The sequence below is a fragment of the Caballeronia cordobensis genome (genome assembly GCF_001544575.2).
GTDB classification, from domain to species: Bacteria; Pseudomonadota; Gammaproteobacteria; order Burkholderiales; family Burkholderiaceae; genus Caballeronia; species Caballeronia cordobensis.
In genome coordinates this window covers 267,133-289,717 of the sequence record NZ_FCNY02000002.1, presented here as the reverse complement: position 1 = coordinate 289,717, position 22,585 = coordinate 267,133, and the positions used below count along the sequence as shown (strand labels likewise).

At 63.4% G+C, this 22,585-nt stretch carries 23 protein-coding genes and 2 tRNA genes; 12 read left to right on the top strand and 13 right to left on the bottom strand.

Features of this window, described 5'->3' with window-relative positions; translation table 11 throughout:
- Window positions 1-321: 321 nt before the first annotated feature.
- The 4 genes from AWB70_RS04795 to AWB70_RS04780 all read right to left on the bottom strand — a co-directional run bounded on the left by AWB70_RS04795 (window position 322) and on the right by AWB70_RS04780 (window position 3,985).
- A tRNA-Met gene (locus AWB70_RS04795) sits at window positions 322-398 on the bottom strand.
- Between the two features lie 39 nt (window positions 399-437).
- Window positions 438-1,958 carry a peptide MFS transporter gene (locus AWB70_RS04790; protein WP_053567861.1) on the bottom strand — a complete coding sequence of 507 codons (1,521 nt, stop codon included), beginning with the start codon at window positions 1,956-1,958 and terminating at the stop codon, window positions 438-440.
- 203 nt (window positions 1,959-2,161) lie between these two features.
- Entirely contained in the window at window positions 2,162-2,794 is a 633-nt protein-coding gene (locus AWB70_RS04785; protein WP_053567860.1) for a LysE family translocator, read from the bottom strand.
- Window positions 2,795-2,860: 66 nt separating this feature from the next.
- Window positions 2,861-3,985 carry a porin gene (locus AWB70_RS04780; RefSeq protein WP_053567859.1) on the bottom strand — a complete coding sequence of 375 codons (1,125 nt, stop codon included), beginning with the start codon at window positions 3,983-3,985 and terminating at the stop codon, window positions 2,861-2,863.
- A 259-nt stretch (window positions 3,986-4,244) separates the two neighbouring features.
- On the opposite strand from AWB70_RS04780, the gene AWB70_RS04775 reads away from it, so the two are divergent.
- A complete protein-coding gene (locus AWB70_RS04775) occupies window positions 4,245-4,988 on the top strand; it encodes an SDR family oxidoreductase (protein ID WP_053567858.1) in 744 nt (247 codons plus the stop codon).
- Window positions 4,989-5,006: 18 nt separating this feature from the next.
- Here the strand turns inward: AWB70_RS04775 and AWB70_RS04770 are convergent, their stop codons facing one another.
- Window positions 5,007-5,687, bottom strand: coding sequence for a reverse transcriptase-like protein (locus AWB70_RS04770; protein ID WP_053567857.1), 681 nt, complete (start codon window positions 5,685-5,687; stop codon window positions 5,007-5,009).
- Window positions 5,688-5,815: 128 nt separating this feature from the next.
- Between AWB70_RS04770 and AWB70_RS04765 the strand changes: the two genes are divergently transcribed.
- Entirely contained in the window at window positions 5,816-6,322 is a 507-nt protein-coding gene (locus AWB70_RS04765) for a PRC-barrel domain-containing protein (RefSeq protein WP_053567856.1), read from the top strand.
- A gap of 52 nt (window positions 6,323-6,374) precedes the next feature.
- Here the strand turns inward: AWB70_RS04765 and AWB70_RS04760 are convergent, their stop codons facing one another.
- On the bottom strand, window positions 6,375-6,617 hold the full coding sequence (locus tag AWB70_RS04760; protein ID WP_014191017.1) for a hypothetical protein: 243 nt from the start codon (window positions 6,615-6,617) through the stop codon (window positions 6,375-6,377).
- 85 nt (window positions 6,618-6,702) lie between these two features.
- On the opposite strand from AWB70_RS04760, the gene AWB70_RS04755 reads away from it, so the two are divergent.
- A complete protein-coding gene (locus AWB70_RS04755) occupies window positions 6,703-6,927 on the top strand; it encodes a hypothetical protein (RefSeq protein ID WP_053567855.1) in 225 nt (74 codons plus the stop codon).
- A 64-nt stretch (window positions 6,928-6,991) separates the two neighbouring features.
- Here the strand turns inward: AWB70_RS04755 and AWB70_RS04750 are convergent, their stop codons facing one another.
- Both AWB70_RS04750 and AWB70_RS04745 read right to left on the bottom strand, forming a co-directional pair.
- Window positions 6,992-7,726, bottom strand: a complete 735-nt coding sequence (locus AWB70_RS04750) for a DUF2968 domain-containing protein (protein WP_063786675.1) — start codon at window positions 7,724-7,726, stop codon at window positions 6,992-6,994.
- Between the two features lie 258 nt (window positions 7,727-7,984).
- Window positions 7,985-8,536 carry a hypothetical protein gene (locus AWB70_RS04745; protein WP_053567853.1) on the bottom strand — a complete coding sequence of 184 codons (552 nt, stop codon included), beginning with the start codon at window positions 8,534-8,536 and terminating at the stop codon, window positions 7,985-7,987.
- 270 nt (window positions 8,537-8,806) lie between these two features.
- On the opposite strand from AWB70_RS04745, the gene AWB70_RS04740 reads away from it, so the two are divergent.
- From AWB70_RS04740 to AWB70_RS04730, 3 genes are all read left to right on the top strand, one after another.
- Window positions 8,807-9,082, top strand: a complete 276-nt coding sequence (locus AWB70_RS04740; RefSeq protein ID WP_053567852.1) for a hypothetical protein — start codon at window positions 8,807-8,809, stop codon at window positions 9,080-9,082.
- A 161-nt stretch (window positions 9,083-9,243) separates the two neighbouring features.
- Complete coding sequence (locus AWB70_RS04735) at window positions 9,244-10,656, top strand: glycerophosphodiester phosphodiesterase family protein (protein ID WP_053567851.1); 1,413 nt, start codon at window positions 9,244-9,246, stop codon at window positions 10,654-10,656.
- 202 nt (window positions 10,657-10,858) lie between these two features.
- The gene (locus AWB70_RS04730; protein ID WP_053567850.1) at window positions 10,859-11,362 is read left to right on the top strand and encodes a hypothetical protein; all 504 of its coding nucleotides are present in this window, start codon (window positions 10,859-10,861) and stop codon (window positions 11,360-11,362) included.
- An 11-nt stretch (window positions 11,363-11,373) separates the two neighbouring features.
- Here AWB70_RS04730 and AWB70_RS04725 read toward each other — a convergent pair whose 3' ends face one another.
- The gene (locus AWB70_RS04725; RefSeq protein ID WP_053567849.1) at window positions 11,374-12,960 is read right to left on the bottom strand and encodes an inorganic phosphate transporter; all 1,587 of its coding nucleotides are present in this window, start codon (window positions 12,958-12,960) and stop codon (window positions 11,374-11,376) included.
- Between the two features lie 292 nt (window positions 12,961-13,252).
- On the opposite strand from AWB70_RS04725, the gene AWB70_RS04720 reads away from it, so the two are divergent.
- The 4 genes from AWB70_RS04720 to AWB70_RS04705 all read left to right on the top strand — a co-directional run bounded on the left by AWB70_RS04720 (window position 13,253) and on the right by AWB70_RS04705 (window position 15,396).
- Window positions 13,253-14,191: a CHAD domain-containing protein gene (locus AWB70_RS04720; protein WP_235024141.1), complete on the top strand. Its 939-nt coding sequence runs from the start codon at window positions 13,253-13,255 to the stop codon at window positions 14,189-14,191.
- 133 nt (window positions 14,192-14,324) lie between these two features.
- Window positions 14,325-14,534, top strand: a complete 210-nt coding sequence (locus AWB70_RS04715; RefSeq protein WP_053567848.1) for a hypothetical protein — start codon at window positions 14,325-14,327, stop codon at window positions 14,532-14,534.
- A gap of 101 nt (window positions 14,535-14,635) precedes the next feature.
- Complete coding sequence (locus tag AWB70_RS04710) at window positions 14,636-15,010, top strand: hypothetical protein (protein WP_053567847.1); 375 nt, start codon at window positions 14,636-14,638, stop codon at window positions 15,008-15,010.
- A 125-nt stretch (window positions 15,011-15,135) separates the two neighbouring features.
- The gene (locus tag AWB70_RS04705) at window positions 15,136-15,396 is read left to right on the top strand and encodes a hypothetical protein (protein ID WP_053567846.1); all 261 of its coding nucleotides are present in this window, start codon (window positions 15,136-15,138) and stop codon (window positions 15,394-15,396) included.
- A 600-nt stretch (window positions 15,397-15,996) separates the two neighbouring features.
- Here the strand turns inward: AWB70_RS04705 and AWB70_RS04700 are convergent.
- The 4 genes from AWB70_RS04700 to acs all read right to left on the bottom strand — a co-directional run bounded on the left by AWB70_RS04700 (window position 15,997) and on the right by acs (window position 20,540).
- Window positions 15,997-16,086, bottom strand: a tRNA-Ser gene (locus AWB70_RS04700).
- Window positions 16,087-16,129: 43 nt separating this feature from the next.
- Window positions 16,130-18,154 carry a sodium:solute symporter family protein gene (locus tag AWB70_RS04695; protein WP_014191005.1) on the bottom strand — a complete coding sequence of 675 codons (2,025 nt, stop codon included), beginning with the start codon at window positions 18,152-18,154 and terminating at the stop codon, window positions 16,130-16,132.
- Window positions 18,151-18,477, bottom strand: coding sequence for a DUF4212 domain-containing protein (locus AWB70_RS04690; protein ID WP_053567845.1), 327 nt, complete (start codon window positions 18,475-18,477; stop codon window positions 18,151-18,153). Before AWB70_RS04690 ends, AWB70_RS04695 begins: the two co-directional genes overlap by 4 nt.
- A gap of 80 nt (window positions 18,478-18,557) precedes the next feature.
- Entirely contained in the window at window positions 18,558-20,540 is a 1,983-nt protein-coding gene (acs, locus tag AWB70_RS04685) for an acetate--CoA ligase (protein ID WP_053567844.1), read from the bottom strand.
- 330 nt (window positions 20,541-20,870) lie between these two features.
- Here acs and AWB70_RS04680 point away from each other — a divergent pair, with 330 nt between their 5' ends.
- Both AWB70_RS04680 and AWB70_RS04675 read left to right on the top strand, forming a co-directional pair.
- Window positions 20,871-21,794, top strand: a complete 924-nt coding sequence (locus tag AWB70_RS04680; RefSeq protein ID WP_053567843.1) for a DMT family transporter — start codon at window positions 20,871-20,873, stop codon at window positions 21,792-21,794.
- 236 nt (window positions 21,795-22,030) lie between these two features.
- Entirely contained in the window at window positions 22,031-22,573 is a 543-nt protein-coding gene (locus AWB70_RS04675) for a TIGR00645 family protein (RefSeq protein ID WP_014191001.1), read from the top strand.
- Window positions 22,574-22,585: the final 12 nt, after the last annotated feature.

The window sequence follows — 22,585 nt, the reverse complement described above, 5'->3', positions numbered from 1 at the left end:
TGCCCTCGTTTGTCGGAAAGAAATCGGCATCGCAACCTGAGATCGGTCGGGTCGCGGTTTCGCGTGCAGGTCGCGCGAAAGCTCGCGGATGTGCGCACTTTCGGTTGCGCGCCCCATCGATGATAGTTGGCAAGATTGCATGAAGCCTGTGTGAGTGGAAGCTCATGCGGGCTTTTTGTGTTGGGGGTGTGATTTTTGGGAGGCCTGAATAGGCTTCCGCGAGGGACGAGACCTATATGGAGCGCAACGGCTCACGAACCTCGCAAAACCCACGCACAAAAGCAAAGAGCCCGGCTGAACCGGGCTCTTTGCTTGATGATTTGGTTGCGGGGGTAGGATTTGAACCTACGACCTTCGGGTTATGAGCCCGACGAGCTGCCAGACTGCTCCACCCCGCGTCTGAAGAATTGAATTATAGACTGAACTATTCCCGAACGTCAAACGCTTTTTGTACCCAGCGGCGGCGTCGCGTTGAGCGCCTCCTCCACCGCGCGCTGATGCGCCCGCGACAGCCTTCCAAGCAGCGGCAGCAGCACGATGGCGACAACCGCGCCGCCCGTCGCGAGCCAGCCGAGCCCGAAGAACAGTTGCGTGTAGAGCGGCAGCGATTGAACCGCTTCGAGGTTGCCCAACGGCATCCGCGCGAAGTTGGCGACGACGCTGCCGAGATACTGTGACACGCCCGTCGCGACGAAATACGCGCCCATCATGAAGCCGCTCATGCGGGCGGGCACATAGCGCGCGATCATCGCGAGACCGAGACCCGACACGAGCAGCTCGCCAAGCGAATACAGGCCATACCCCGCCACCATGAACCAAGACGACACGCGCCCGTCCACGGCATAGCGCCCGCTCGCACTGAACACGAAGAAGCCGATCGCCACGACGACGAAGCCCAGCGCATACTTCGCGGCCACCGGAATGTCGCGGCCGCGCCGTGCCTGCCGCGTATAAACGAACGCGAGTATCGGGCTCAGCAACATGATCCAGATCGGATTGAGCGCCTGAAACTGCGCCGCGCTCCACGTGAACAATTCCACGCCGCCGACCGAAAACGACGGATCGACGTTGCGCAACGCGAACAGCGTCAGCGACGTCGACATCTGCTGATAGAACACAAAGAACAGGATGACCTGAAGCGTCAGGATCAGCGCCGCGATGAGGCCCGAGCGCTCGCCCGGATCGCATTTCCTGAGCATGTAGCCGAAGATCGCGAGAATCGCGATACCGGCCGCATACACGCAGGCGACGGCCACCGCCTTGTGTTCCAGAATGAAGACCGTCGCGACGGCGAGTGCAATGCCGCCCGCCGCGACCGCGATCACGGCCTTCCAGCGGATCGGCTGATCGTCCGGCGCGGAGCCGATGCGCGCGAGCGTGCGGCGCATCACCGCGAAGTTGAGCAGGCCGAGCACCATGCCGCCGCCGCAGACGGCGAACGCGGCGTGCCAGCCCCAATGGTCCTTGATCCACGGCGTCGCGAGCATCGAAAAGGTCGAGCCGATGTTCACGGCCATGTAGTAAATCGTGAACGCGCTGTCGATGCGCGCGTCGTCACCCTCGTAGATGCGGCGCACGAGATTCGCCGCGTTCGACTTGAACAGCCCGTTGCCGACGACGATCACGCCAAGCGACGCATACATGAAGCCGAGCGTGTTGACCGGCAGCGCGAGCATCAGATAGCCGAGCGCGAGAACGATTGCGCCCGCGGTCATGGTGCGGCGCGCGCCGAGCACCTTGTCGCCGATCCAGCCGCCGATCGACGGCGCGGAGAACACGAGCGCCGTGAAAGCGCCCCAGGTCAGATTGGCGCGGTCGTCGGCGAAACCGATCTGATCGACCATGAAAAGCACGAGCAGCGCGGCCATGCCGTAATAGCCGAAGCGCTCCCACATTTCGATCAGGAAGACGGTCGTGAACGAGCGCGTCTGCGTGCCGCCGGACGAGTGAGTATGCATCGGAGAAGATCCTTCAAACAGCGATAAGCGAATCGGTGTGCTTCAAAGCGCTGAATGCACTAATAAGCGAAACATCGATTTTGCGCGACGAAGGCGCGATTATCGCAAACCAGCAACCGCTATCTTGCTCGCCCGCAAATATGCGGCGACTATCCGTCAACGTAATAATTCTTGCGATTATCTCGATTGCGCCGTGCGCGAATTCAGCTCGCCGGCCGTCGCACGAACGCCAGCATCACACCGAAGCCGATCATGAGTGCGCCGCTTACCCGATTGAACCAGGTGAAGCCGCGCGCGCCGCGCGACAGCGTTCCCAGGCGCGCGCCGAGCGCGGCATAGATGAAGATCGCCACCAGTTCGAGCAGCAGGAACGTCGCGCCCAGAATCGCGAAGCTCGTCGCGTAGGCGCTGCTGTCGACGAATTGCGGGAAGAACGCCGTGAAGACGAGAATCGCTTTCGGGTTGCCGGCCGCGACCCAGAATTCCTGCTTCGTGAGCCGCGCGAGGCTTACCGGCCCGCGCGCGCCGCCCTCTTCCTTCACGACGAGCGACGGCCCCGAACGGATCAGCTTCACGCCGATCCAGACGAGATACGCGGCACCCGCGAACTTGATCGCGGTAAAGAGTGACTGCGACGCGAGCAGCAACGCGCCGAGCCCAAGCCCAGCAATGGCGATCATGATCGCGAATGCGACGATCCGCCCGAACGCCGCCAGCACCGAAGCGCGCACGCCCTCGCGCGCCCCATTTGATAGCGACAGCACGTTGTTCGGCCCGAAAGCCATATTGATGGCGAAGCACGCGGGCAGGAAAAGCGAGAAGGTCTGGAGCGACATGGGACACCTGCGGACCGGCTGAAGCGAGACCGTCAAGTTAGCACGCGCGGCGTGTCCACAAAAGCGTCAGAAACGATGACGGATGCCCGTGCTCAACATCAGCTGATTGCGGCCGCTCGACGGATCGTTGGTATTGATCACGGCCGGCGCGCCCGAGGACGCGCGCTGATAGATCGACTCGACATAGACATCCGTGCGCTTGGACAGCAGATAGTCCACCTGCAGCCCGCCCTCGTGCCAGTGCGCGCCGCCGCCGTTGGTGTACACGTACATGCCGGCGAGCACGATCGCGGGCGTGAGCTTGTAAATGCCGTTGATCTCGTAGTTGTTGAGCGCGAGCGACGGCATCGCTTCGCCCGTATCGGCATCGGTCACGCCTGCGTTGATCGCGCGGGAAAACGCGCCGCTCAGCGTGAATTCGCCGAGTTCGTAGCTCGCGCCGACGCCGAACGTGTTCTGCCGCTGCACGTTCGCGTTGAAGACGGTGTTGGCCGGGCCGGGCAGCGTGAGCGAATCGTAGGCGCCGCTCGTCGTGTTGCCGCGGCCGTTGTTGTGCAGATACGCGGCGCCTGCGTTGAACGAGCCTGCCGAGTAGCTCGCCCCGACGCTGTATGCGCGATTGTTCGAAAACGCGCCTGCCTGATTCGAAAACGCGTACAGGCCGCCGAAGCTGAAGCCGCCGTAGGTCGCGCTCGTGTACTTGACGGAGTTCGCGGCGAGGAACGAGTTGTTCGCGTTGTCGTTGTCGAGCACGTGCGCGAAGGCCGTGCCACCGGTGGTGCCGGTCAGCGTGAAGGTCTGGAAATAATCGTGGATCGAGTCGTATTGATGACCGAACGTGACGGTGCCGAGCTTGTCGCTGCCGATGCCGACATACATCGGATGATCGTTGATGCCCTCGCCCGTCGCGACCGAGAGGCCGCGCTCCAGACGAAAGATCGCGCGCGCGCCGCCGCCCAGATCCTCGGACCCTTGCAGGCCCCAGTAGCTGCCGTCGATCGTGCCCGACGTCAGGCGATATTGCGAATGCCCGCCCACATTGTTGACGTAGGCGAGACCCGCGTCGAGCTCGCCGTACAGCTGCACCGAACTTTGCGCGTAAGCCGCCGCCGGCATGCCGATGAGCGTCGCGAGCAGGGTCATCGATACCGGGAGCGTGCGTCCGGCGACGCGCGCGCTTTCGGAAGTCATCGGCGCGGTTCGGTTCGCTCTCGGGCGGATTGGCATGTAAGTCTCCGGCAGTTCTCGGCTCAGGAAAGATTGTCAGTTCTGTGACGGGGCTTGTCAGTCAAAAAAACGCGTCCGCGCCTTTCTGTGTCCCGGAACCAACGAACGACCGTCTGCCAAACGTTTCAGCTTGCCGAATCCGCGCGCTTGAGCGTAGCCGGCGTGCGCGCGAGCTTGCCGCTAGAATCGAGGCGCCTTCAGCCAACCCAACCCGGTCACGCCCATGTCTCTCCCGATTCGCGCCATCCTCACAGGTCACACTCGCGGGCTCGGCGCCGCGCTCGCCCGCCTGCTGCTCGAAGCAGGCGCGGACGTACTCGCGATCTCCCGCACGCGCAATCCCGAGCTCGCCGCGCGTCATCCCGGCAAGCTGCACGAAGTCGAATTCGATCTCGCCGACCTGACGCGGCTCACCGAATGGCTGGCGGGCGACACCTTGCCTCGCTTCCTGTCGGGAGCAGAGCGCGTTGTGCTCGTCAACAATGCGGGTTTGCTCGCGCCGGTCGGCAGCCTCGCGGATCAGGACCCGGCGGCCGTCGCGCGCGCGGTCAGCGTGAACGTGGCCGCGCCGATGGCGCTCGCGGCCGCCGTCGTTCAGGCCGGCGCGCAGGCGGCGGATACGCGCATCGTCCATATTTCCAGCGGCGCGGCGCGCAACGCGTATCCGGGATGGAGCGTCTACTGCGCGACCAAAGCGGCGCTCGATCATCACGCGCGCGCGGTCGCGCTCGACGGCAACCGCGCGCTGCGCATCTGCAGCGTCGCGCCGGGCGTCGTCGATACCGACATGCAGGCGGAAATCCGCGGCGCCGATCTCGCGCGCTTTCCGATGCGCGAACGCTTCGACGCCCTGAAGCGCGACGGTCAGCTAGCGACGCCGGAGGCGTCGGCGCGCAAGGTGGTCGATTATCTGTTGAGCGATGCGTTCGGCGACACGCCGACGGCGGACGTCCGTGATTTGACGTGACGGCGTCTCGTACCGGCTTCACGCCGCTTCAGCGGCCGCGCCGGTGGATTCGAGCGCCGCGCGGGACAGCTCGTCCGCGCGGACGTTGCGCGCACGCGGCACCCACTGCAGCCGTACATCGCCGATTCGCGCGATGAGCGCGCGGGCGCGCGCGGCGTGATGCGCGAGTGAACGGATGCCCGCGTTCTGCGGCGCGTTCATGTCGTCGATGACGACGCGGCTGTCGCCATACATCACGATATCGGCGGCGCCTTCGCGCAGCGCCGCTTCAAGCAGCGCGATGAGCGCGAGATATTCCGCCGCGCTGCTGTCGCCGGTGCCCATTGCGGCGCTGATCTCGACCGTCGCGCCGAGCGGCCCGACCAGCACGCCGCCGATGCCGAGCCGCCCCGGATTGGGCAGCGCCGAGCCGTCGAACCAGCCGCGCCATCCCTCTGTCTCGACGCGATGCCTGTGCCGCTTCGCCTCGTCGACGCGTTCGGCGCGCCGCGTCTCTCTTGCGCGCAACGCATCCGCATGGCGGTCTTGCCCGGCGCGGCGCGCATCGATCAAATCTTGCAAAGACTGCTCGCCCGCGGCCTTTTGCAGTGTCCTGACGAGGGCCGCGTGCTCGGAAATCGACGCGCCCCTGGCGAGCCGGCGGCTCTGCAAGCGCTCCTTCTTGTACGCGACGGCGAGCAACTCCTCGAAAGCGATCATGGGCGGCAGGCGATTGAACGAACTGCGAGCTTATCAGACGGCCATGACGCGTCATGGGTACGTCCGTTGCTGAACACAATGCGTGAAAGGCGACGCCTCCACACAAACCTGTCAGCAAGGAGCGGATCATGGATCAATCGATGGAATCATCTGAGGCCGGCGCGAAGATCGTCGGCAAGGGTGCGGCGACGGCCGCGGGCCCCGGACCCGACGTGATGGCCGCGAGCACGCTCGACGGCAATTCGGTGATGAGCAGCGACGGGCACGACGTCGGCTCGCTCAAGGAGATCATGCTCGACGTGACGAGCGGGCGTATCGCCTATGCGGTGCTGTCGAGCGGCGGCTTTCTCGGCATCGGCGACAAGCTGCTCGCCGTGCCGTGGAGCGCGCTCACGCTCGACACAGACAACCGCTGCTTTCGCCTCGATGCGACCGCGGAGCAGGTGCGCAACTCGCCGGGCTTCGACAAGGATTCGTGGCCGTCGATGGCGGACCGCGTCTGGGCCAGCACCGTGCATCAGCACTACGGCCGCGAGCCGTACTGGTCGAACGATCGCACGCGCGACATCGGCCAGAGCGGCGCGATCCCGCCCGGCGGCGTGGACGCACCCGAATCGGGCGGCGTGAAGCTATAACAAAAGGGAATCGCCGCCGGAAGGCGGCCGGAACGAAAGCGCGTGCGCGCGGTCAGTCGAGCGGGCGCTCTCCGACCTGAATGTCGACGCCTTCGGTCTCGCCCATCAGCGCGCGCAGGACGTCGCCTGCGAAGTCCTCGATGGCGAAATGCCATTCGAGCGAGCCGACCGGGAAGTCGTGCGGATTGCACTTGCCCTGTGCACGACGGATCGCACCGACCGAGAGGCTCAGCGCGCGCGCGTGCTGAAAGTGCGGGTCGTCCGAGTCGAGGAACGGGAATTGATCTTTATCCATGACACCCTTAACGGTCCCTGCCGACGAAACTTTAGGTCCGCCCCGGCGACGCAATCGTTTGCGTGCGTGCGAGACTGAAAACACTATGCAACCCTATGAGAATCTAGCCGGCAATTCGGGCGTCGAAGCATTCGACATCCTGCGCGACGGCATCAAGGTTCGCTTCGCGAGCGGCGGGACATACTTGTATGACTATCGCGTGCCCGGTCGCACGCGCGTCGAGGAAATGAAGCGTCTGGCCCGCGCCGGACGCGGGCTCAGTACATATATCGCCAAGTTCGGCCCAGAGTATGCCGAACGATTCGACTAGCTGCTCGAACTGGCGATTTTACGCGAAGTCGCGAAGTTTTCTTCGGACGAAAGAATGTACCGTCTCATCGAAGCGACGGCAGATGCGGCACGCTGTCGTTGACCGTTGCGTTCAACTGATGAAGTGCGCGCTGCGCCTTGTTCAGTTGCGCCTGCGCAGCGACCCGCCGGCCTTCGAGTTGCGCCAGTTCCTTGCGGACCTCCTGCTGCTTCAGCGCAACTTCCTGGTCGTGCTGGCTGCCCTGCTGCAAATCCGTGCGCACGCGCTCGACTTGCGCCTCCGACTCTTCGATAAGACGCGCTAGCTGATCGTTTTGCGCTTCGAGATGCGCGCGCCGCATGTCGTTATCGGCGAGACGCATCGCCTGCTCGACGAAATGTCGAAACGCCGGCTCGGCGGCATTGATTTCGCCCGCCTTCAACACGCGCCACACCGCGTCCTCGTGATACAGCACCGCGTAATAAATCAGTTCGCGCGCCGAAAACAACAGACTCGCGCGGTAGGAGAAGCTCTGAAACGTGCGAAACGTCGAGAGCGAGCCTTGCTGAATCAGCCATTCGACTTCGGCGATCTGGCCGGCCTGCAAGGACTGAACGCCCACGGATTGCGACGGCACCGCGGCAGGCCGTAAAGGCGTCACGCGCGTGACGGGCGCGGCGTCCGACATTTCTTCGTTCAAAGACACGTCTTCGGCGATTTCAGGCGAGGTCATCCGGATTGGACCGTTTGCCTTCTGGCGCACGAGAAACGAAGGCGGATTGTCGAGCAAGCTACCTCTTCTGCTCAGCAGGTTTTTCACGATGGCTCCCTGGCCGAGTCCCTGTTTGGAACCAGCCGTCATGCAGTAAGAGTAAGTCCGGTGCAAAGAACGGGACCGCAAGCGATATTCGAATTTTCTGAACGCACCGATGACTATTCTGCATGACGAAGGACGGCGAGACGTACTTGTTCGAATAAGCTGTTGATTCAGTATAGGCGAGACATTCGGCGTTTCAAACGAAGCGATAAAACCCCAATGCAGCCACCGCTTTTCCGGAAATTAAAAAAACGATTGAATTCAGGAATGACGATAATACGCCTGAGCGCCCGTCATTCTCATTTTCGCGATCTGGGCGGAACGCGCTTTCGACATCAACGCAACCATACGCATGATCCGGATTCCCTGAATGCCGCATGCCATACCTGGCGTACTGGCGACACTCGACTCCAGACTGACCATGTTCCCGTACAGATGATCGAGCAGCGGAGCCACGGCAGGCGCCTGAGCCGACACGCGCAGACCCTTGTGTTCGATACGTTCGCCCGCGAAAAATTCCGACAGCATCGCGGGCGTTTCGATATCCAGCCGTCCTTCGCTTCGATTCTGAAAATATGTGTAAACGGATTCGAGTTGCCCGACCGGCGCTTGCTCCACGCGCCGTGCAATTGCCGCGCAGCGTTGCAGTTTCCAGTTTTCGCGCTGACTCGCCATTGCGATCGAATCGGCAATGCGCGTGCGCAATTCCGCTTCGCGGCGCGCGATCAGTGCGCGCACCATATGGGCTTCCTCGCCCGATTGCTCGGGCAAGCGATCGCGCCATTCAAGTAAATCGTTCAGTGTGATCGACATGACATACTCCGCGGCGTCCAGTCTATTGAGCCAGTTTCCGGCAATTCGAGATCGTTTGGATCGCGAATTGTAATGGACCCGCGCTCGTGTCGCCTGTCAAATATGCTATCCGGATTCGGACTTTTTAGGCCGAATTGAGAAACAAATAAGTAGAGTCCTAATAAGCACAGTCTTAGTGCGAGTTTTAACGACAAGTTCGAGTTCGATGCGGCACGCTCGATGCTGACATGACTGTAAGCGGTGCCTGCCGCCCGACTCAAGGAGACGAACATGAGAACCACCATCGCAATTGCTGGCGCGCTCCTCGCGATCGCCAGCACGTCCGCGCTGTCGCAGGAAATGTCGCGCGAACAGTTGATGCAGCGCCAGCAGCAAATGCAGCCGGGCAAGAACGAGCCGATGCCAAGCCCGCGTGCGGGTGACTCGTCGCAAGGCGGCGTGCAATCCGGCAGTTCGGGCAGCGGAACGCTGATGCAGCAGCGCGAGCAAGGCATGTCGCCGAATCAGTCGCAAGGCTCGCAGTCGTCCGGGCCGATGAAGCAGTGACGCGGCACGCGGGAGTATCAAACGACGCCGGCTTGCAAGCCGGCGTTTTCATTGGGGACGATAGCCGCATCCGGATGTAAAGGGTTGCTTCCTTAGTCATACAGACGTCACTCGCCGATCGTAATAATGCGCGGGACAATTCGAAGCGGACGGGAAGCGAAATGAAGCGTGCACGACAGCATCGTAAGCACTGCATCGCGGCAAGCGCCGCACTTGTCTTATCTTTCACGGTGAGCGCGTGCCACGGCGACGACGACAACGGCGCGTCCACCGCCGCGCCTCCCGCGACCGCCGCACCCACTGCATTCTCCACACTCGATGGCCGGCAGCCGCTCGTCATCGGGCATCGCGGCTTGCCGGGCCTGCGTCCCGAAGAGACGCAACCTTCCTATGAACTCGCCGCCGACAGCGGCGCGGATGCGCTCGAAGAAGACCTGCATCTCTCGAAGGACTGCGTCCTCGTCGCTCGGCATAATCCGTGGCTCTCCGATAACACCAATGTCGCCGATGTCGCGAAGACCAACGCGTCGGTGGCGGCGAGAAAGCGCACCGTGCCCGGCGTGCTCGTGAACGTGAAGTGGACGACGACGCCCGAAACGGGCCCGTCGCAGTATCTGACCGACCTGACGAATCCGAGCGACCCGAAGTCGGTTCTCAAATCGCTGATCGTCGATGGCGAGGATCACACGGGCGACTGGTCGATCACGGACTTCACCGCCGCCGAGCTCGGCGCGCTCCTCGGCGGCACGACCTACGACGCCGCGAACGAGCGCCCCGCCGAGTTCAACGGCAAGTATCCGATTCTCACGTTCCAGCAGATCATCGATATCGCGAAGGCGAAGAGCGCGGCGACGGGCCGCTCGATCGCCGTCTATCCCGAGACGAAGAATCCGACCTGGAACAACGCGCAGGCGATCGCGAACGGCTGCGGCGCGGCGGGCAGCCGTCCGCTCGAAGACGCGCTCATCAAGATACTCAACGACAACGGGCTGAACGATCGCAACGCGGCGGTCTTCGTGCAGAGCTTCGAGCCGGGCAGCCTTCAGTACATGCGCACGCACGGTCTGAACACGAAAATCGTGCAGCTGATCGACGGCTACGATGTCGATTACCGCACCGGCGCGGTCATCTACAACGAAATCACCGACAGCCGTCCGCTCGACTGGACCGTCGCCGGCGATCCGCGCTGGTTCGACGCGATGCTCACGCCCGCCGGCCTCGCGCAGATCAAGACCTATGCGGACGGCATCGGCCCGTGGAAGCCGCAGATCGTGCCGCTCAAGATCTCGCCCTTCCCGGCCGCCAATCCCGACGGCACGCCCTTCGCCGGCTCGACCGCGCAGGCGGCCACGCAAGCGCCGACGAGCCTCATCGGCGATGCGCACAAGGCCGGACTCTTCGTGCACGTCTTTACGTTTCGCAACGAGAAGAAGTATCTGGCGGCCAGCTATAACGGCGATCCGGCCGCCGAGTATCTGCAGTTCTTCCGGCTGGGCGTGGACGGCGTGTTCACGGATTTCGCCAATGCCGGTTTCGCGGCCCGCGCGGCGTATCTGAAGGAACTCGGCCGCTAGGCCGCCCGGCGTCTGCCACACCACGATCACGGCCAACGACACAGCGCGCTTGTCCACAGTTTCGGTGGACAAGCATGTAGATAACTCGATGACCGCGCGGCTATCCCGTTGAAGTGAAAAGCGTTTCGAGCCGTGCATTCGAGGTTTGCGCGTCGATAAACCGTATATACTGTTTTCTCCACACACGACGAGGAGAAAACGAATGAGCACACCGCAAGTCAAGGCGCCGACCAAGAAGGCTTTCCATTTCCCGAAGAGCGCCGCCGACAAGGCCGCCGCAAGCGCAAAAGCAGACGGCAAGACCAGCAAGAAGACGCAGGCAAAGCCCGCCGCCGCACCCAAGGCCGCGACCAAGGCGCCCTCGCCCGCCGCCACGCCGAAGACCGCGAAAAAGCAAGCCACGAAAGCGCCCGCAGCCAAGACCATCAAGACGGAGGCGGCCGTCGCGAGCCAGCCGAAACCCGAGCCGAAAGCCAAGCGCGCGAAGAAAGAAAAGGTCGTGCGAGACAGCTTCACGATGCCCAAGTCGGACTACGCGAAGATCGCCTCGCTCAAGGAAAAGTGCCAGAAAAACGGCGTGCGCGTGAAGAAGAGCGAACTGCTGCGCGCGGCGCTCGCGATGCTCGACGCGGCCACGGAAAAGCGCCTCGTCGAAGCGATCAAGGCACTCGAAACGGTCAAGACCGGCCGTCCGGCGAATGCCTGAGCGTCACAGTTTCAGAAGAGGTTTTTGAAGAGCCAGTAGAGGCCGGCTGCCAGCGCAATCGACGCGGGCAGCGTCAGCACCCACGCGAGCACGAGGCTGCGCACCGTGTTCCATTGCAGCCCCGAGCCGTTGGCCGCCATCGTTCCGGCGACGCCCGAAGACAGCACGTGCGTCGTCGAGACCGGCAGGCCATAGGCATCGGCGGCGCCGATGGTGAGCATCGCGACCAGTTCCGCCGAAGCGCCCTGCCCGTACGTGAGATGCTGCTTGCCGATCTTCTCGCCGACAGTCACGACGATGCGCTTCCAGCCGACCATCGTGCCGAGCCCGAGCGCGATCGCCACGGCCACCTTCACCCACGTCGGAATGAATTTCGTCGCGTGATCGAGCTGCTTCTTGTAGTTGTCGATCACCGCGCGGTCGGCGGGCGTGAATGCGGGCGTGTTCGCCTTCTCGATCAGGCGGATTGCCTCGGAGACGAGGTACATGTTGTTGCGCACGTTATCGACGAGATTCTGCGGCACCGCCGCGAGCGATCCCGACGCGCCAACCTGGCTGGCGATGACATCGGTCAACTGCTTCATGGCCGGCAAGGTCGCCGATGAAATCTGACGGGTGCGCACGTAGGATTGCACGTCCTCGCGCGGATCGGAGGAAAGCGGCGCGCCGTTCGTGTACTTCGCGAAAGTCGCGGCGGCATCGTGCGCGACGGCCACGAAGTTCTGCGTCTCGGCGGGACTCACGGCCTTGTTGAGCGCGTAAGCCGTCGGCACCGTGCCGATCAGAATCAGCATGATGAGGCCCATGCCCTTCTGACCGTCGTTCGAGCCGTGCGCGAACGATACGCCCGTGCATGTCAGGATCAGCAGCGCGCGAATCCAGAATGGCGGCGGATGATTCTTTTTAGGCTCCTTGTAGAGCGCCGGCACGCGCACGAGCGCTTTGAGCAACAGCAGCAAAAGCCCCGCGCAGATGAAGCCGACGACCGGCGACAACAGCAGCGACTTGCCGACGCCCGCCGCCTGCGACCAGTCGACGCCGCTCGTGCCGTTCGGCCCGCGCAGCAGTTGATTCATCAGCCCGACGCCGATGATCGAGCCGATCAGCGTGTGCGAACTCGACGACGGCAAGCCGAAGTACCACGTCGCGAGATTCCAGATGATCGCGGCGATGAGCAGTGCGAAGACCATCGCAAATCCCGCGCTGCTGCCGACCTGCAGAATCAGTTCGACCGGCAGCAATTGCAGGATGCCGAACGCGACCGCGCCGCTCGAAACCAGCACGCCGATGAAGTTCCACGCGCCCGACCAGACCACCGCGAGATTCGGCGTCAGCGAATGCGTATAGATGACGGTGGCGACGGCATTGGCCGTGTCGTGAAAGCCGTTGACGAACTCGAACCCGTGCGCGATCAGGAGCGCGACGCCGAGCAGGACGTAAGGCAGCGCGGAACTCAGCCGGACCGACTCGAGATCGGACGCGAGATGCAGCCCGACATAACCGATGCCGCCAGCGAGAATGAGCAGGAATACGAAGAGGCCGGTGCGGCGAGCGCGTTCACTGACGCCGCCATGCTGAGGAAATGCGATGTCCGGCATGATTGCCTCGCGCGTTTGCCATAGCGGTGCACAGCATACGTTCCGTCGAAGCACGCGAACGTGAATATTTTGTGTCAATAGTTCGCGTAATGCTTTCATTGCGCGAATCGCGGACGCGTCCCGCATGCGCGAGAACGTTTTCATTGGGCTTTTGAAGCGCTGTCACACGCATGACATTCTGCATGTCTATGTTTCCGGCCAGCATCCATTGGACGACCGGCGAAGACCGCCGGCGCACGACCGAGACGCAACCATAACGAAGCGTCGTGCGATACAAGTGCATACCGAGACGATGACACTGAATTTCGACCCAGCGCTCGAACGAAAGAGCCTTAGCGGTTCGCCCGGTTCCCATCCCGCCGCCGCGCGCCCGCGTGTCTCCGATCCATTCTCCCTTCGCGACCAGCCCGTCGCCGATGCTTTCGTCATGCTGACGGCGCCGCTCGCGAGCGACGCCTTCCAGCAGACCGAGCTCATGGCCGGGCCTGCCGACGCCGCGCTGCTCGAACGGTTGCGCTCGACGCTTCGTCGTCTGCGGGCGCTGTGGTGGGCATTCGAGCCGCTGCTCGACGAGAAAGAGGCGCGCATGATACGCAAGCGCTTCAAACGTCTCGCGGACATCGCCGGTGAGCCGCACGATTTCGATGCCGCCTGCGACCTGCTCGCTCGCGCCCAGACGCGCTGCACGCGTCTCGAACCGGTCGTGCAGACGCTGCGGCAGCAACGGCGCGAGGCATCGGCGACGAGTTGCGTGATCTTGCGACGCGCGCACGTCGATGTCCTTCTGCGCCGCGCCCTCGCCGATGCGCGGCGGCGTCTTGAAGCGCGCGGCGAAGACCGCTCGCTGGAAGCGTTCGCGCGTCAACGTGTGTCGCTCGCCGACGATCTCCTGAGCAAGCGCGAGCATCGCGCGGCGCGGATGAAGCGTGTGGATGCCAAGACCTTGCGCAGCATCGAGGAAGCCGCGACGAAACTGCAATGCCTGCTCGAAGTGTTCGCGCCGGTTCTGGAGCGCGGACATCGGCACACGATGGCGCATCTGCTCGCGGCGCAGGCGGCGCTCGTGCGCCTGCACGACGTGCTGGCGAGCGAGGCCGTCGTGCGGCGTGTCGCGCCGTCGCTGAACGACAAGGACGCCCTCGACGAAGCCGTTCGCTGGCTGAACAAAGCCGCCCGCGACGAATCGCGCGCCGCGCTCAAGCGTCTGCGAGCGCTGCCCGAGCTCGTCTGACGCGCGCGCGGACGGCGGTCCCTCCTTTCGTCTGTCTCCGGCTGGCGGCCGGGTTCCCGGCGTCGGACGGGCGCCGTCATCCGGGTTTCGCGGGCGGCGGCGCATCGGCATTCTGAACGCGTGGCGCTCGCGCATGGCGACGCCTTTCGTCATCGATAGCCGTCAAGGGAGCTTCGCCATGTACTTCGGAACACTCGTCGACCGGCCGCGCAGCGAGCGGGAAAATTGGGAACGCGACATGGATGCGTCGCGGATTGAAATGCCGGGGCGTTGGCGCGCGTTCTGGTGCCGGGCGATGCGGCTTTTCGCCCGACCTGCTCGCGTCGGTGAGGCGCGAAAGTAAAGGATCGTCGCGCACCGAGGTAATAGGATTCGTCCGGTCGTTTTTTACCGCCGGAGCGGCTTAAATGCGGGCCTTCTCAGCATAATGAAAAAGGCTATTCGATGACCAACCTTCACATTTCCGTCGATCCGCACGGCCACGCGACGGTCTCGCAATTGGTGCAGATCAGCGAGCACTGCGCCAACCGCGCACGGCTGCTGATGTCGCTCGTGAATATCGTCGCCGCGCCGGGCGGCTTCGAGCACTTCTGCGCGTATCCCGAATCGATGCGCCGCGACATGCTGGACCTGATGCGCTCGGTCGCGGAAGAGCAACTGCCGCTCATCGCCGCACTTGAAGAGCACGCGACGAAGTCGGGTTACGAGCGAGGCGGTCAGGCCGCACGCGAGGTTCTGGTCCATGAAGAGCAGGCCGCGAACTCCGCCCTCCACTACGACGCTGAAAATCAGGCCGCTCAGTTGATGATTCACCATTGAGTCTTCAGGCGTCGCGCCTGCCGCGAGCCTGTGTTGCGATGCCCCGCGCCACGCGCGGGGTTTTTCGTTCGTAGCCCGGCATCGTTTCGCAATGCCCTTCCTGTTCCGCTCCAACGAAAACAATCATGCGAACACCACGCGTCCTGTCGACGCCCATCGCCCTCGTGCTTCTGATCGGCGTCATGCCCGCCCGCGCGGCGTACAGCGAGCACTGGATGACGAATGCGGAAATCGCACACGCGCAGCCGAAGTCCGCTGCACCGCAAAAACCCGTCAAGCCCGCGCCGAAACCGCCGAGACATACCGTCGCCGCGACCGCCGACGACGATCCGATTGCCGCGTTCGCTCACGCCGGGCACGCGCAACACAAGACCGCGCACCGTTGATTTGCGGTTCGCGCGACGTATTACGCGATTAATCCGATTCCATTCCGGGTTGCATCGACTATGCTTGTCAATGTCGTAAGAGGTGGGTGACACGCGCCATTGCGCCCTGCCATGTGCGAGAGTTCATCGAGCATTATTAGAGGCGCAGTCATGCCGTGGCGCTCATTTCTCTTACGACATTTCTTTTTCTTGTTTGGGCTCTCTGGTTCATTTTGCGATGCGCATTCGTGCGCCACGAACCTGCGTTCGCCGCCGATTCATCAGGAGTTCGAATCTTTAATGGTTTGAGTGGAAGCGCGGGCGAAGCACAGCCTCGGCAGTCGAACATACGCCTGAAATGGCCCGCACGATTCTGAGTCTGGTGCGTGGCTATATTTTGTCGCCGGTCGGAAATGTGAGGCCTTTCGTTCACCGCCCCTGGCTATGCGATCAAAATGAGAGTCGTCTTATAAGGGCGGATGGAGAACGAGACCTTACAGGCGGCGTTAGAACACCAAAACAAAGCGCCACATCGTTTCACCGCCACATCTGCCATCTGATAGGCCAAAAAAACCAAAAGCCCCGTAAGTCATTGACCATACGGGGCCTTCTTCAGTGTCCTGGCGGAGAGAGGGGGATTCGAACCCCCGATAGGTTTTACCCTATACACGCTTTCCAGGCGTGCGACTTAAACCACTCATCCATCTCTCCGGAAGACCGCGATTATACCAAGTTCCCGCGTCTGCGCCAGCCCCTACGGATGACGGATGTAATCGACGAGCGCGCGCGTGTACGCATCCGGTTTTCGGTCGAAAAGGCTCACCGCAATCGCCACCGCAAAGCCCGCCGGCACGCCGAAGACGCCCGAGCTGATCGGCTCGATGCCGAACCAGCGCGGTCCCGCGAAGCCCGTCAACTGCACGAAGAACGGATAGGTCGACACGATGTAATACACGCACACGACGAGCCCCGCGATCATCCCCGCCACCACGCCGCGCTGCGTCGTGCGCTTCCAGAACACGCCGAGCACCAGCGCGGGAAAGAGACTCGACGCCGCCAGCGAAAACGCCGCGCCCACGAGAAAAAGAATATTGCCCGCATTGAGCGACGCAACGTACGACGCCAGCAACGCCACGCCGAGCAGCAAAATCTTGGAGATGGTCACGCGCCGCTGGCTCGTCGCGCGGCGATCGACCATGCAGTAATAGACATCGTGCGACAGCGCATTGGCGATGGTGAGCAGCAGCCCGTCCGCCGTCGAGAGCGCCGCCGCCAGCGCGCCCGCGGCGATCAGACCGGAGATGACATACGGCAATCCGGCGATCTCGGGCGCGGCCAGCACGACCATGTCCGGCTGCATCTGGATGCCGGCCCAGCGCACGATGCCATCGCCGTTCACATCGCTGATACGGATCAGATACGGTTCGACGCGCCGCCACTGCGTCACCCATTGCGGCAGATCGGCGAAGCGATGCCCGACTAGCCCCGTCAGAATCTCGTGCTTGATCAGCACCGCGAGCACCGGCACCGTCAGATAGAAGAGCGCGACGAAGAACAGCGTCCAGCCCACCGAACGCCGCGCCGACGACACCGAGGTCGTCGTGTTGTAGCGCGTGAGAATGTGCGGCAGGCTGGCCGTGCCGATCGACAGGCATAGCAGCAGCGACAGGAAATTGATCTGATGCACGCGCGGGCTCTCGTCGCCCGCCGAGCCTGGCGCGAAGGCCTCGGTCATCGGCACGGGCGGCGCGACGCGTTCGATCAACGCGTCGCGTTCGCGGGACCACTTCACTTGCGCGTCAGCGGGATCGCGCGGAAAGGCGGCCAGATCCCGCTCGCGCTCGTTGATCTCGCGCAGCGGGCCGTTGTGCCGCCGCAGCTCGGCGATCTCGGCGACGAGGCGCGCATGCTCGGCGTGAAACGACTGCGGCAGCGCGTCGATGCGCTGCTGCATCTGCGCGGCCTGGCGCTCGTAATCGGCACGCACGCGCGCTTCGTCGGGCGAGACGGCGACGGCGCGTTCCAGCGCTTCGACGCGCTCCATCACGCGCCCATAGTTGAATTGCGGAAACCAGCCGAGCCCTTCGCGATGCGCGATCATCGAGACGGGAATCAGCATCGCGCTGATCAGAATGATGTACTGCGCGACCTGCGTCCACGTGACCGCGCGCATGCCGCCGAGAAAGGAGCACACGAGAATGCCCGCGAGCCCGCAGAAGATGCCGATCGAAAACTCGATGCCGATGAACCTCGACGCGATCAGCCCGATGCCCTGTATCTGCGCAACGAGATAGACGAAGGAGCAGAGAATCGCCGCGATGGCCGCGAGCGCGCGCACAAGGTTGCTGGAGAAGCGCGTGCCGAGAAAATCGGGAATCGTGTAGCGCGCGAGCTTGCGCACGTAGGGCGCGAGCAGAAACGCGACCAGACAGTAGCCGCCCGTCCAGCCCATGACGTAGGCGAGGCCGTCGTAGCCGCTCGCGTAGATCGAGCCGGCCAGACCGATGAAAGACGCGGCCGACAGCCAGTCCGCCGCGGTCGCCATGCCATTGAACGCCGAAGGCACGCGCCTGCCGGCCACGTAGTATTCGACGAGATCCGACGTGCGCGACAACAGCCCGATTACCGCGTACACCGCGATCGGCACGAACAGGAACACATAGCCGATCCACATGCCCGGCCCCGTCGTGCGCTCGATGCGCTCCATCAGAAAGATGAAAAGCAGAAAGCCGACGGTATAGAGCGCGTAGGAAAGAATCAGCCGGTTGGTGAGTTTCATGCCGCGCCGCCCTCGTCCGATCTGGCGGCGCGCGCGAGACGCGCATCGGCGAACTGCATGAGCACGATATAGAGGAGGATCAGCGCGACATACACGAGAATCGCGCCCTGCGCGCCGAAGTAGAACGGCAGCGGAAAGCCTGCCACGCGCACATGCTCGAAACGTTGCGCGAAAAGCGGCAGGCCGAACGAGACAATGAAGCCGATCGTCATCAGCACGGCGATCAACGCGACGTTGAATCGCCAGTAGCGGCGATGCGCGCGCGCCATCGCCGCGGAAACGGGCGGCGGCGAGGCAGGCGTCGTGTTGGAGGAATCGGACATGCGGCTTTTTATCAAAAGCGCATGTCGCCGGCAATACGGATCGACCGCCGCCGCGAACGAGGCAGCGGTCGAGCGCGACTTCAGCGCGCTTCGCCGAGCTGATCGAGAATCGCGGGATTCTCCAGCGTGGAGACGTCCTGCGTGATCTCCTCGCCCTTCGCGAGCGAGCGCAAGAGCCGCCGCATGATCTTGCCCGAACGCGTCTTCGGCAGGTTTTCGCCGAAGCGAATGTCCTTCGGCTTCGCGATCGGGCCGATTTCCTTGCCGACCCAGTTGCGCAGCTCGGTCGCGATCTGCTTGGCTTCGTCGCCTTCCGGACGCGAACGCTTGAGCACGACGAACGCGACCACGGCTTCACCCGTCGTGTCGTCCGGACGGCCGACAACCGCCGCTTCCGCCACCATCGGATTCGCGACCAGCGCCGACTCGATTTCCATCGTGCCGAGGCGGTGGCCGGAGACGTTCAGCACGTCGTCGATGCGGCCCATGATCGTGAAGTAGCCGGTTTCCTTGTCGCGCACCGCGCCGTCGCCGGCAAGATACAGCCTGCCGCCGAGCTCTTCGGGGAAGTAGCTCGTCTGATAGCGTTTGGGATCGCCCCACACGTTGCGCAGCATGGACGGCCACGGACGCTTGACGACCAGAATGCCGCCCTGCCCGTTCGGCACGTCCTGACCGGTTTCATCGACGACCGCGGCCATGATGCCAGGCAGCGGCAGCGTGCACGAACCCGGCACGAGCGGCGTCGCGCCCGGCAGCGGCGTGATCATGTGACCGCCGGTTTCCGTCTGCCACCACGTATCGACGATCGGGCACTGCGCGCGGCCCACGTTCTCGTGATACCACATCCACGCTTCCGGATTGATCGGCTCGCCGACCGTGCCGAGGATGCGCAACGACGACAGGTCGTAGCTCTTCGGATGCACTTTCGCATCGGCTTCCGATGCCTTGATGAGCGAGCGGATCGCGGTGGGCGCGGTATAGAAGATCGTGACCTTGTGACGCTGGATCATCTCCCAGAAGCGGCCCGCGTTCGGATACGTCGGCACGCCTTCGAACATCACCTGCGTCGCGCCGATCGCAAGCGGACCGTACGCGATGTAGCTATGCCCCGTGATCCAGCCGATATCCGCCGTGCACCAGAAGATGTCGCCCGGCTTCATGTCGAAGGTCCACTTCATGGTCTGCGCAGCCCACAGCAGCGTGCCCGCCGTGCTGTGCTGCACGCCCTTGGGCTTGCCCGTCGAGCCGGACGTGTAGAGGATGAAAAGCGGATGCTCCGCGCTCACCCATTCCGGCTCGCACTGCGCCGATTCGTTCTCGACGATCTCGTGCAGCCACGCGTCGCGGCCTTCGGTCCATTGCACCTTGCCGCCCGTGCGCTGGTAGACGATCACGTCCTTCACCTTCTCGCAGCCGCCCGCGGCGAGCGCTTCGTCGGCGATGCTCTTGAGCGGCAGCGCCTTGCCGCCGCGCATTTGCTCGTCGGCGGTGATGAGCGCGACCGCGCCGACATCGACCAGACGCTCGTTCAGCGATTTCGACGAGAAGCCGCCGAACACGACGGAATGCGTCGCGCCGATGCGCACGCACGCCTGCATCGCGACGACGCCTTCCACCGACATCGGCAGATAGATCACGACGCGGTCGCCCTTCTTCACACCGCGCTTCTTGAGCGCATTGGCGAGGCGGCAGACGCGCTCCAGCAAGTCCTGATACGTGACGTTGGTGACGGTGCCGTCGTCGGCTTCGAAGATGATCGCGTTGTCGGCGCCGCGGCCCGCTTCGACATGACGGTCGAGACAGTTGTACGAGGCGTTGAGCTCGCCGTCTTCGAACCACGTGTAGAACGGCGCCTTCGATTCGTCCAGCACCTTGGTGAACGGCTTGTGCCAGGCGAGCGTGTCGCGAGCGACTCCCGCCCAGAAACCTTCGTAGTCGCGCTCGGCGTGCTCGACAAGCGCCTTGTAGGCGTCCATGCCGGAGATTGCCGCGCCCGCCGATGCCTTGGCTGACGGCGGGAACACGCGTTTTTCATGAAGAACCGATTCGATCGCAGACATCGACAACCCCTTTGATGGTGTTTCCAGAATCCGGCGGTGCGCGCGTCGCTGAATGGGCCGCGTGCGCCGCATGTTATGAGGTTCGAAAGCGCCGAACGCATGGCGTTCCGCGCACGGACCTTGTCTCCATAATGACCGCGCCGGGGTGGCGCGGAAGATGTCACAGCACATTCGCTGCCGTGCCCATCCCGCAGTGATTTGAAGATAAGCCCGCCAACTTACCCGCTTCTTACGTGAACCGCCCGCGCGGCACGGGGTATACACGGAGTCGTCGCGGCTTCTACAATGCGTCCCCACAATCGTAACTGAACTCGCCGCGCGTTATCCAGATTGAATCGCTACGCTTTCTTACTCATCGCGGCCATGCTGCTCGTCGGCAGTAACGTCGGCATCGGCAAATCGATCGTCGCGTCCGTGCCCGTTCCGCTCTTCGCGCTTCTGCGCTTCGTGATCGCGCTCGCGGTGCTCTGGCCGCTTCTGCGCTGGTCGAAGATGAAGCGCGTCGCGCGCGGCGAGTGGGTCAATCTGTTCCTGCAGGCGTTCTTCGGCACCTTCGGCTTCACCTTGCTGATGCTCAACGGCGTTGCGCGTACGAGCGCGGTCGCGGCGGGCGTCATCACCAGCACGCTGCCGGCGACGGTCGCGCTTTTCGCGTGGATCTTCCTCAGGGAGAAGCCAGGCGCGCGCGCACTGGCGTCGATCGGGCTCGCGATCGCGGGCGTGCTCGTCATCAACGTCGCGCAGGCCGGCGATACCGGCGCAAGCTCCCTCGCCGGCAATCTGATGGTGCTCGGCGCGGTGTGCTGCGAATCGCTCTACGTGATCCTCTCGCGCCGCCTCACGCAAACGCTGCCCGCCATCGATATCTGCGCGTACACGCACGGCATCGGCCTGCTGTTGATGCTGCCGTTCGGCATGACGTCGCTCTCCGGTTTCGACTGGACCGGCGTCGCATGGGATACGTGGGCGCTCGTCGTCTGGTACGGACTGTCGGCCAGCATCTTCTCGTTCTGGCTATGGATGAAAGGCATCCGCCATGTCGATGGCAGTCTCGCAGGCGTCTTCTGCGCCGTGCTGCCGGTCGCGGCGGCCTTTTACGGCATCGCCTTCCTCGACGAGCGGCCGACGCTCGCGCATGGCGTAGCGCTCGCGTGCGTCGTCGCCGGCATCGGGCTCGCGAGTGTCAGGCCACGCGTCAGGCCACCCGTCAGGCCGCGCGCGGCGGGCGCGGTGTCGCGCGAATCAGGCGTGTAGATCGCGGCGGCATGCCATCGGCGCTTTCCGAAAGCTTTCGGCAGGCACGCGCGGCGACGCGGTACAATTGCGGGCTTCCCGATACCGCGAATGCGCTTTCTTGCGCGTGCGCCGGCGCATCGCACATTTGGTTCGTCATATTCGCCCGTCATCATTTCCGGTCCGACTCACCGACTGAAAAGCCGCCCATGTCCGCTCCCAAGCATGCTTTTACCCCGCCCTCCCGTTCCGGCTCGATGAAAGTGCTGCCGAGAATCATCTTCATGAGCCGCTGGCTGCAGGTGCCGCTGTACCTGGGCCTGATCGTCGCGCAGGGCGTCTACGTCGTGCTGTTCCTGAAGGAAGTGTGGCATCTCGTCACGCACGCGATGACCCTCGACGAAACCAACATCATGCTCGTCGTGCTCGGCCTCATCGACGTGGTGATGATCTCGAACCTGCTCATCATGGTGATCGTCGGCGGGTACGAGACGTTCGTATCGCGCCTGGGCGTGGAGGGCCATCCCGACGAGCCCGAATGGCTCGACCACGTCAACGCCGGCGTGCTGAAGGTCAAGCTCTCGATGGCGCTCATCAGCATTTCGTCGATCCATCTGCTGAAAACCTTCATCAATCCGGACCAGCACACGTTCCATACCGTGCTGTGGCAGGTGATCATTCACGTCGCGTTCCTGGTCTCGGCGCTCATCATGGCGTACGTCGACCGGCTGACCACCCACACGCATCCGCGCCACTTCCACGACGAATCCTTTTCGCCGCCCCGGAACGCAATCGAGTAAAGCGTCGCCCAG

Excerpts from the sequence above, each read along its gene's own strand:
- AWB70_RS04790 (WP_053567861.1), bottom strand. The coding sequence starts at position 1,958 with ATGCATACTCACTCGTCCGGCGGCACGCAGACGCGCTCGTTCACGACC.
- AWB70_RS04785 (WP_053567860.1), bottom strand. The coding sequence starts at position 2,794 with ATGTCGCTCCAGACCTTCTCGCTTTTCCTGCCCGCGTGCTTCGCCATC.
- AWB70_RS04780 (WP_053567859.1), bottom strand. The coding sequence starts at position 3,985 with ATGACTTCCGAAAGCGCGCGCGTCGCCGGACGCACGCTCCCGGTATCG.
- AWB70_RS04775 (WP_053567858.1), top strand. The coding sequence starts at position 4,245 with ATGTCTCTCCCGATTCGCGCCATCCTCACAGGTCACACTCGCGGGCTC.
- AWB70_RS04770 (WP_053567857.1), bottom strand. The coding sequence starts at position 5,687 with ATGATCGCTTTCGAGGAGTTGCTCGCCGTCGCGTACAAGAAGGAGCGC.
- AWB70_RS04765 (WP_053567856.1), top strand. The coding sequence starts at position 5,816 with ATGGATCAATCGATGGAATCATCTGAGGCCGGCGCGAAGATCGTCGGC.
- AWB70_RS04760 (WP_014191017.1), bottom strand. The coding sequence starts at position 6,617 with ATGGATAAAGATCAATTCCCGTTCCTCGACTCGGACGACCCGCACTTT.
- AWB70_RS04755 (WP_053567855.1), top strand. The coding sequence starts at position 6,703 with ATGCAACCCTATGAGAATCTAGCCGGCAATTCGGGCGTCGAAGCATTC.
- AWB70_RS04745 (WP_053567853.1), bottom strand. The coding sequence starts at position 8,536 with ATGTCGATCACACTGAACGATTTACTTGAATGGCGCGATCGCTTGCCC.
- AWB70_RS04740 (WP_053567852.1), top strand. The coding sequence starts at position 8,807 with ATGAGAACCACCATCGCAATTGCTGGCGCGCTCCTCGCGATCGCCAGC.
- AWB70_RS04735 (WP_053567851.1), top strand. The coding sequence starts at position 9,244 with ATGAAGCGTGCACGACAGCATCGTAAGCACTGCATCGCGGCAAGCGCC.
- AWB70_RS04730 (WP_053567850.1), top strand. The coding sequence starts at position 10,859 with ATGAGCACACCGCAAGTCAAGGCGCCGACCAAGAAGGCTTTCCATTTC.
- AWB70_RS04725 (WP_053567849.1), bottom strand. The coding sequence starts at position 12,960 with ATGCCGGACATCGCATTTCCTCAGCATGGCGGCGTCAGTGAACGCGCT.
- AWB70_RS04720 (WP_235024141.1), top strand. The coding sequence starts at position 13,253 with ATGACACTGAATTTCGACCCAGCGCTCGAACGAAAGAGCCTTAGCGGT.
- AWB70_RS04715 (WP_053567848.1), top strand. The coding sequence starts at position 14,325 with ATGGCGACGCCTTTCGTCATCGATAGCCGTCAAGGGAGCTTCGCCATG.
- AWB70_RS04710 (WP_053567847.1), top strand. The coding sequence starts at position 14,636 with ATGACCAACCTTCACATTTCCGTCGATCCGCACGGCCACGCGACGGTC.
- AWB70_RS04705 (WP_053567846.1), top strand. The coding sequence starts at position 15,136 with ATGCGAACACCACGCGTCCTGTCGACGCCCATCGCCCTCGTGCTTCTG.
- AWB70_RS04695 (WP_014191005.1), bottom strand. The coding sequence starts at position 18,154 with ATGAAACTCACCAACCGGCTGATTCTTTCCTACGCGCTCTATACCGTC.
- AWB70_RS04690 (WP_053567845.1), bottom strand. The coding sequence starts at position 18,477 with ATGTCCGATTCCTCCAACACGACGCCTGCCTCGCCGCCGCCCGTTTCC.
- acs (WP_053567844.1), bottom strand. The coding sequence starts at position 20,540 with ATGTCTGCGATCGAATCGGTTCTTCATGAAAAACGCGTGTTCCCGCCG.
- AWB70_RS04675 (WP_014191001.1), top strand. The coding sequence starts at position 22,031 with ATGAAAGTGCTGCCGAGAATCATCTTCATGAGCCGCTGGCTGCAGGTG.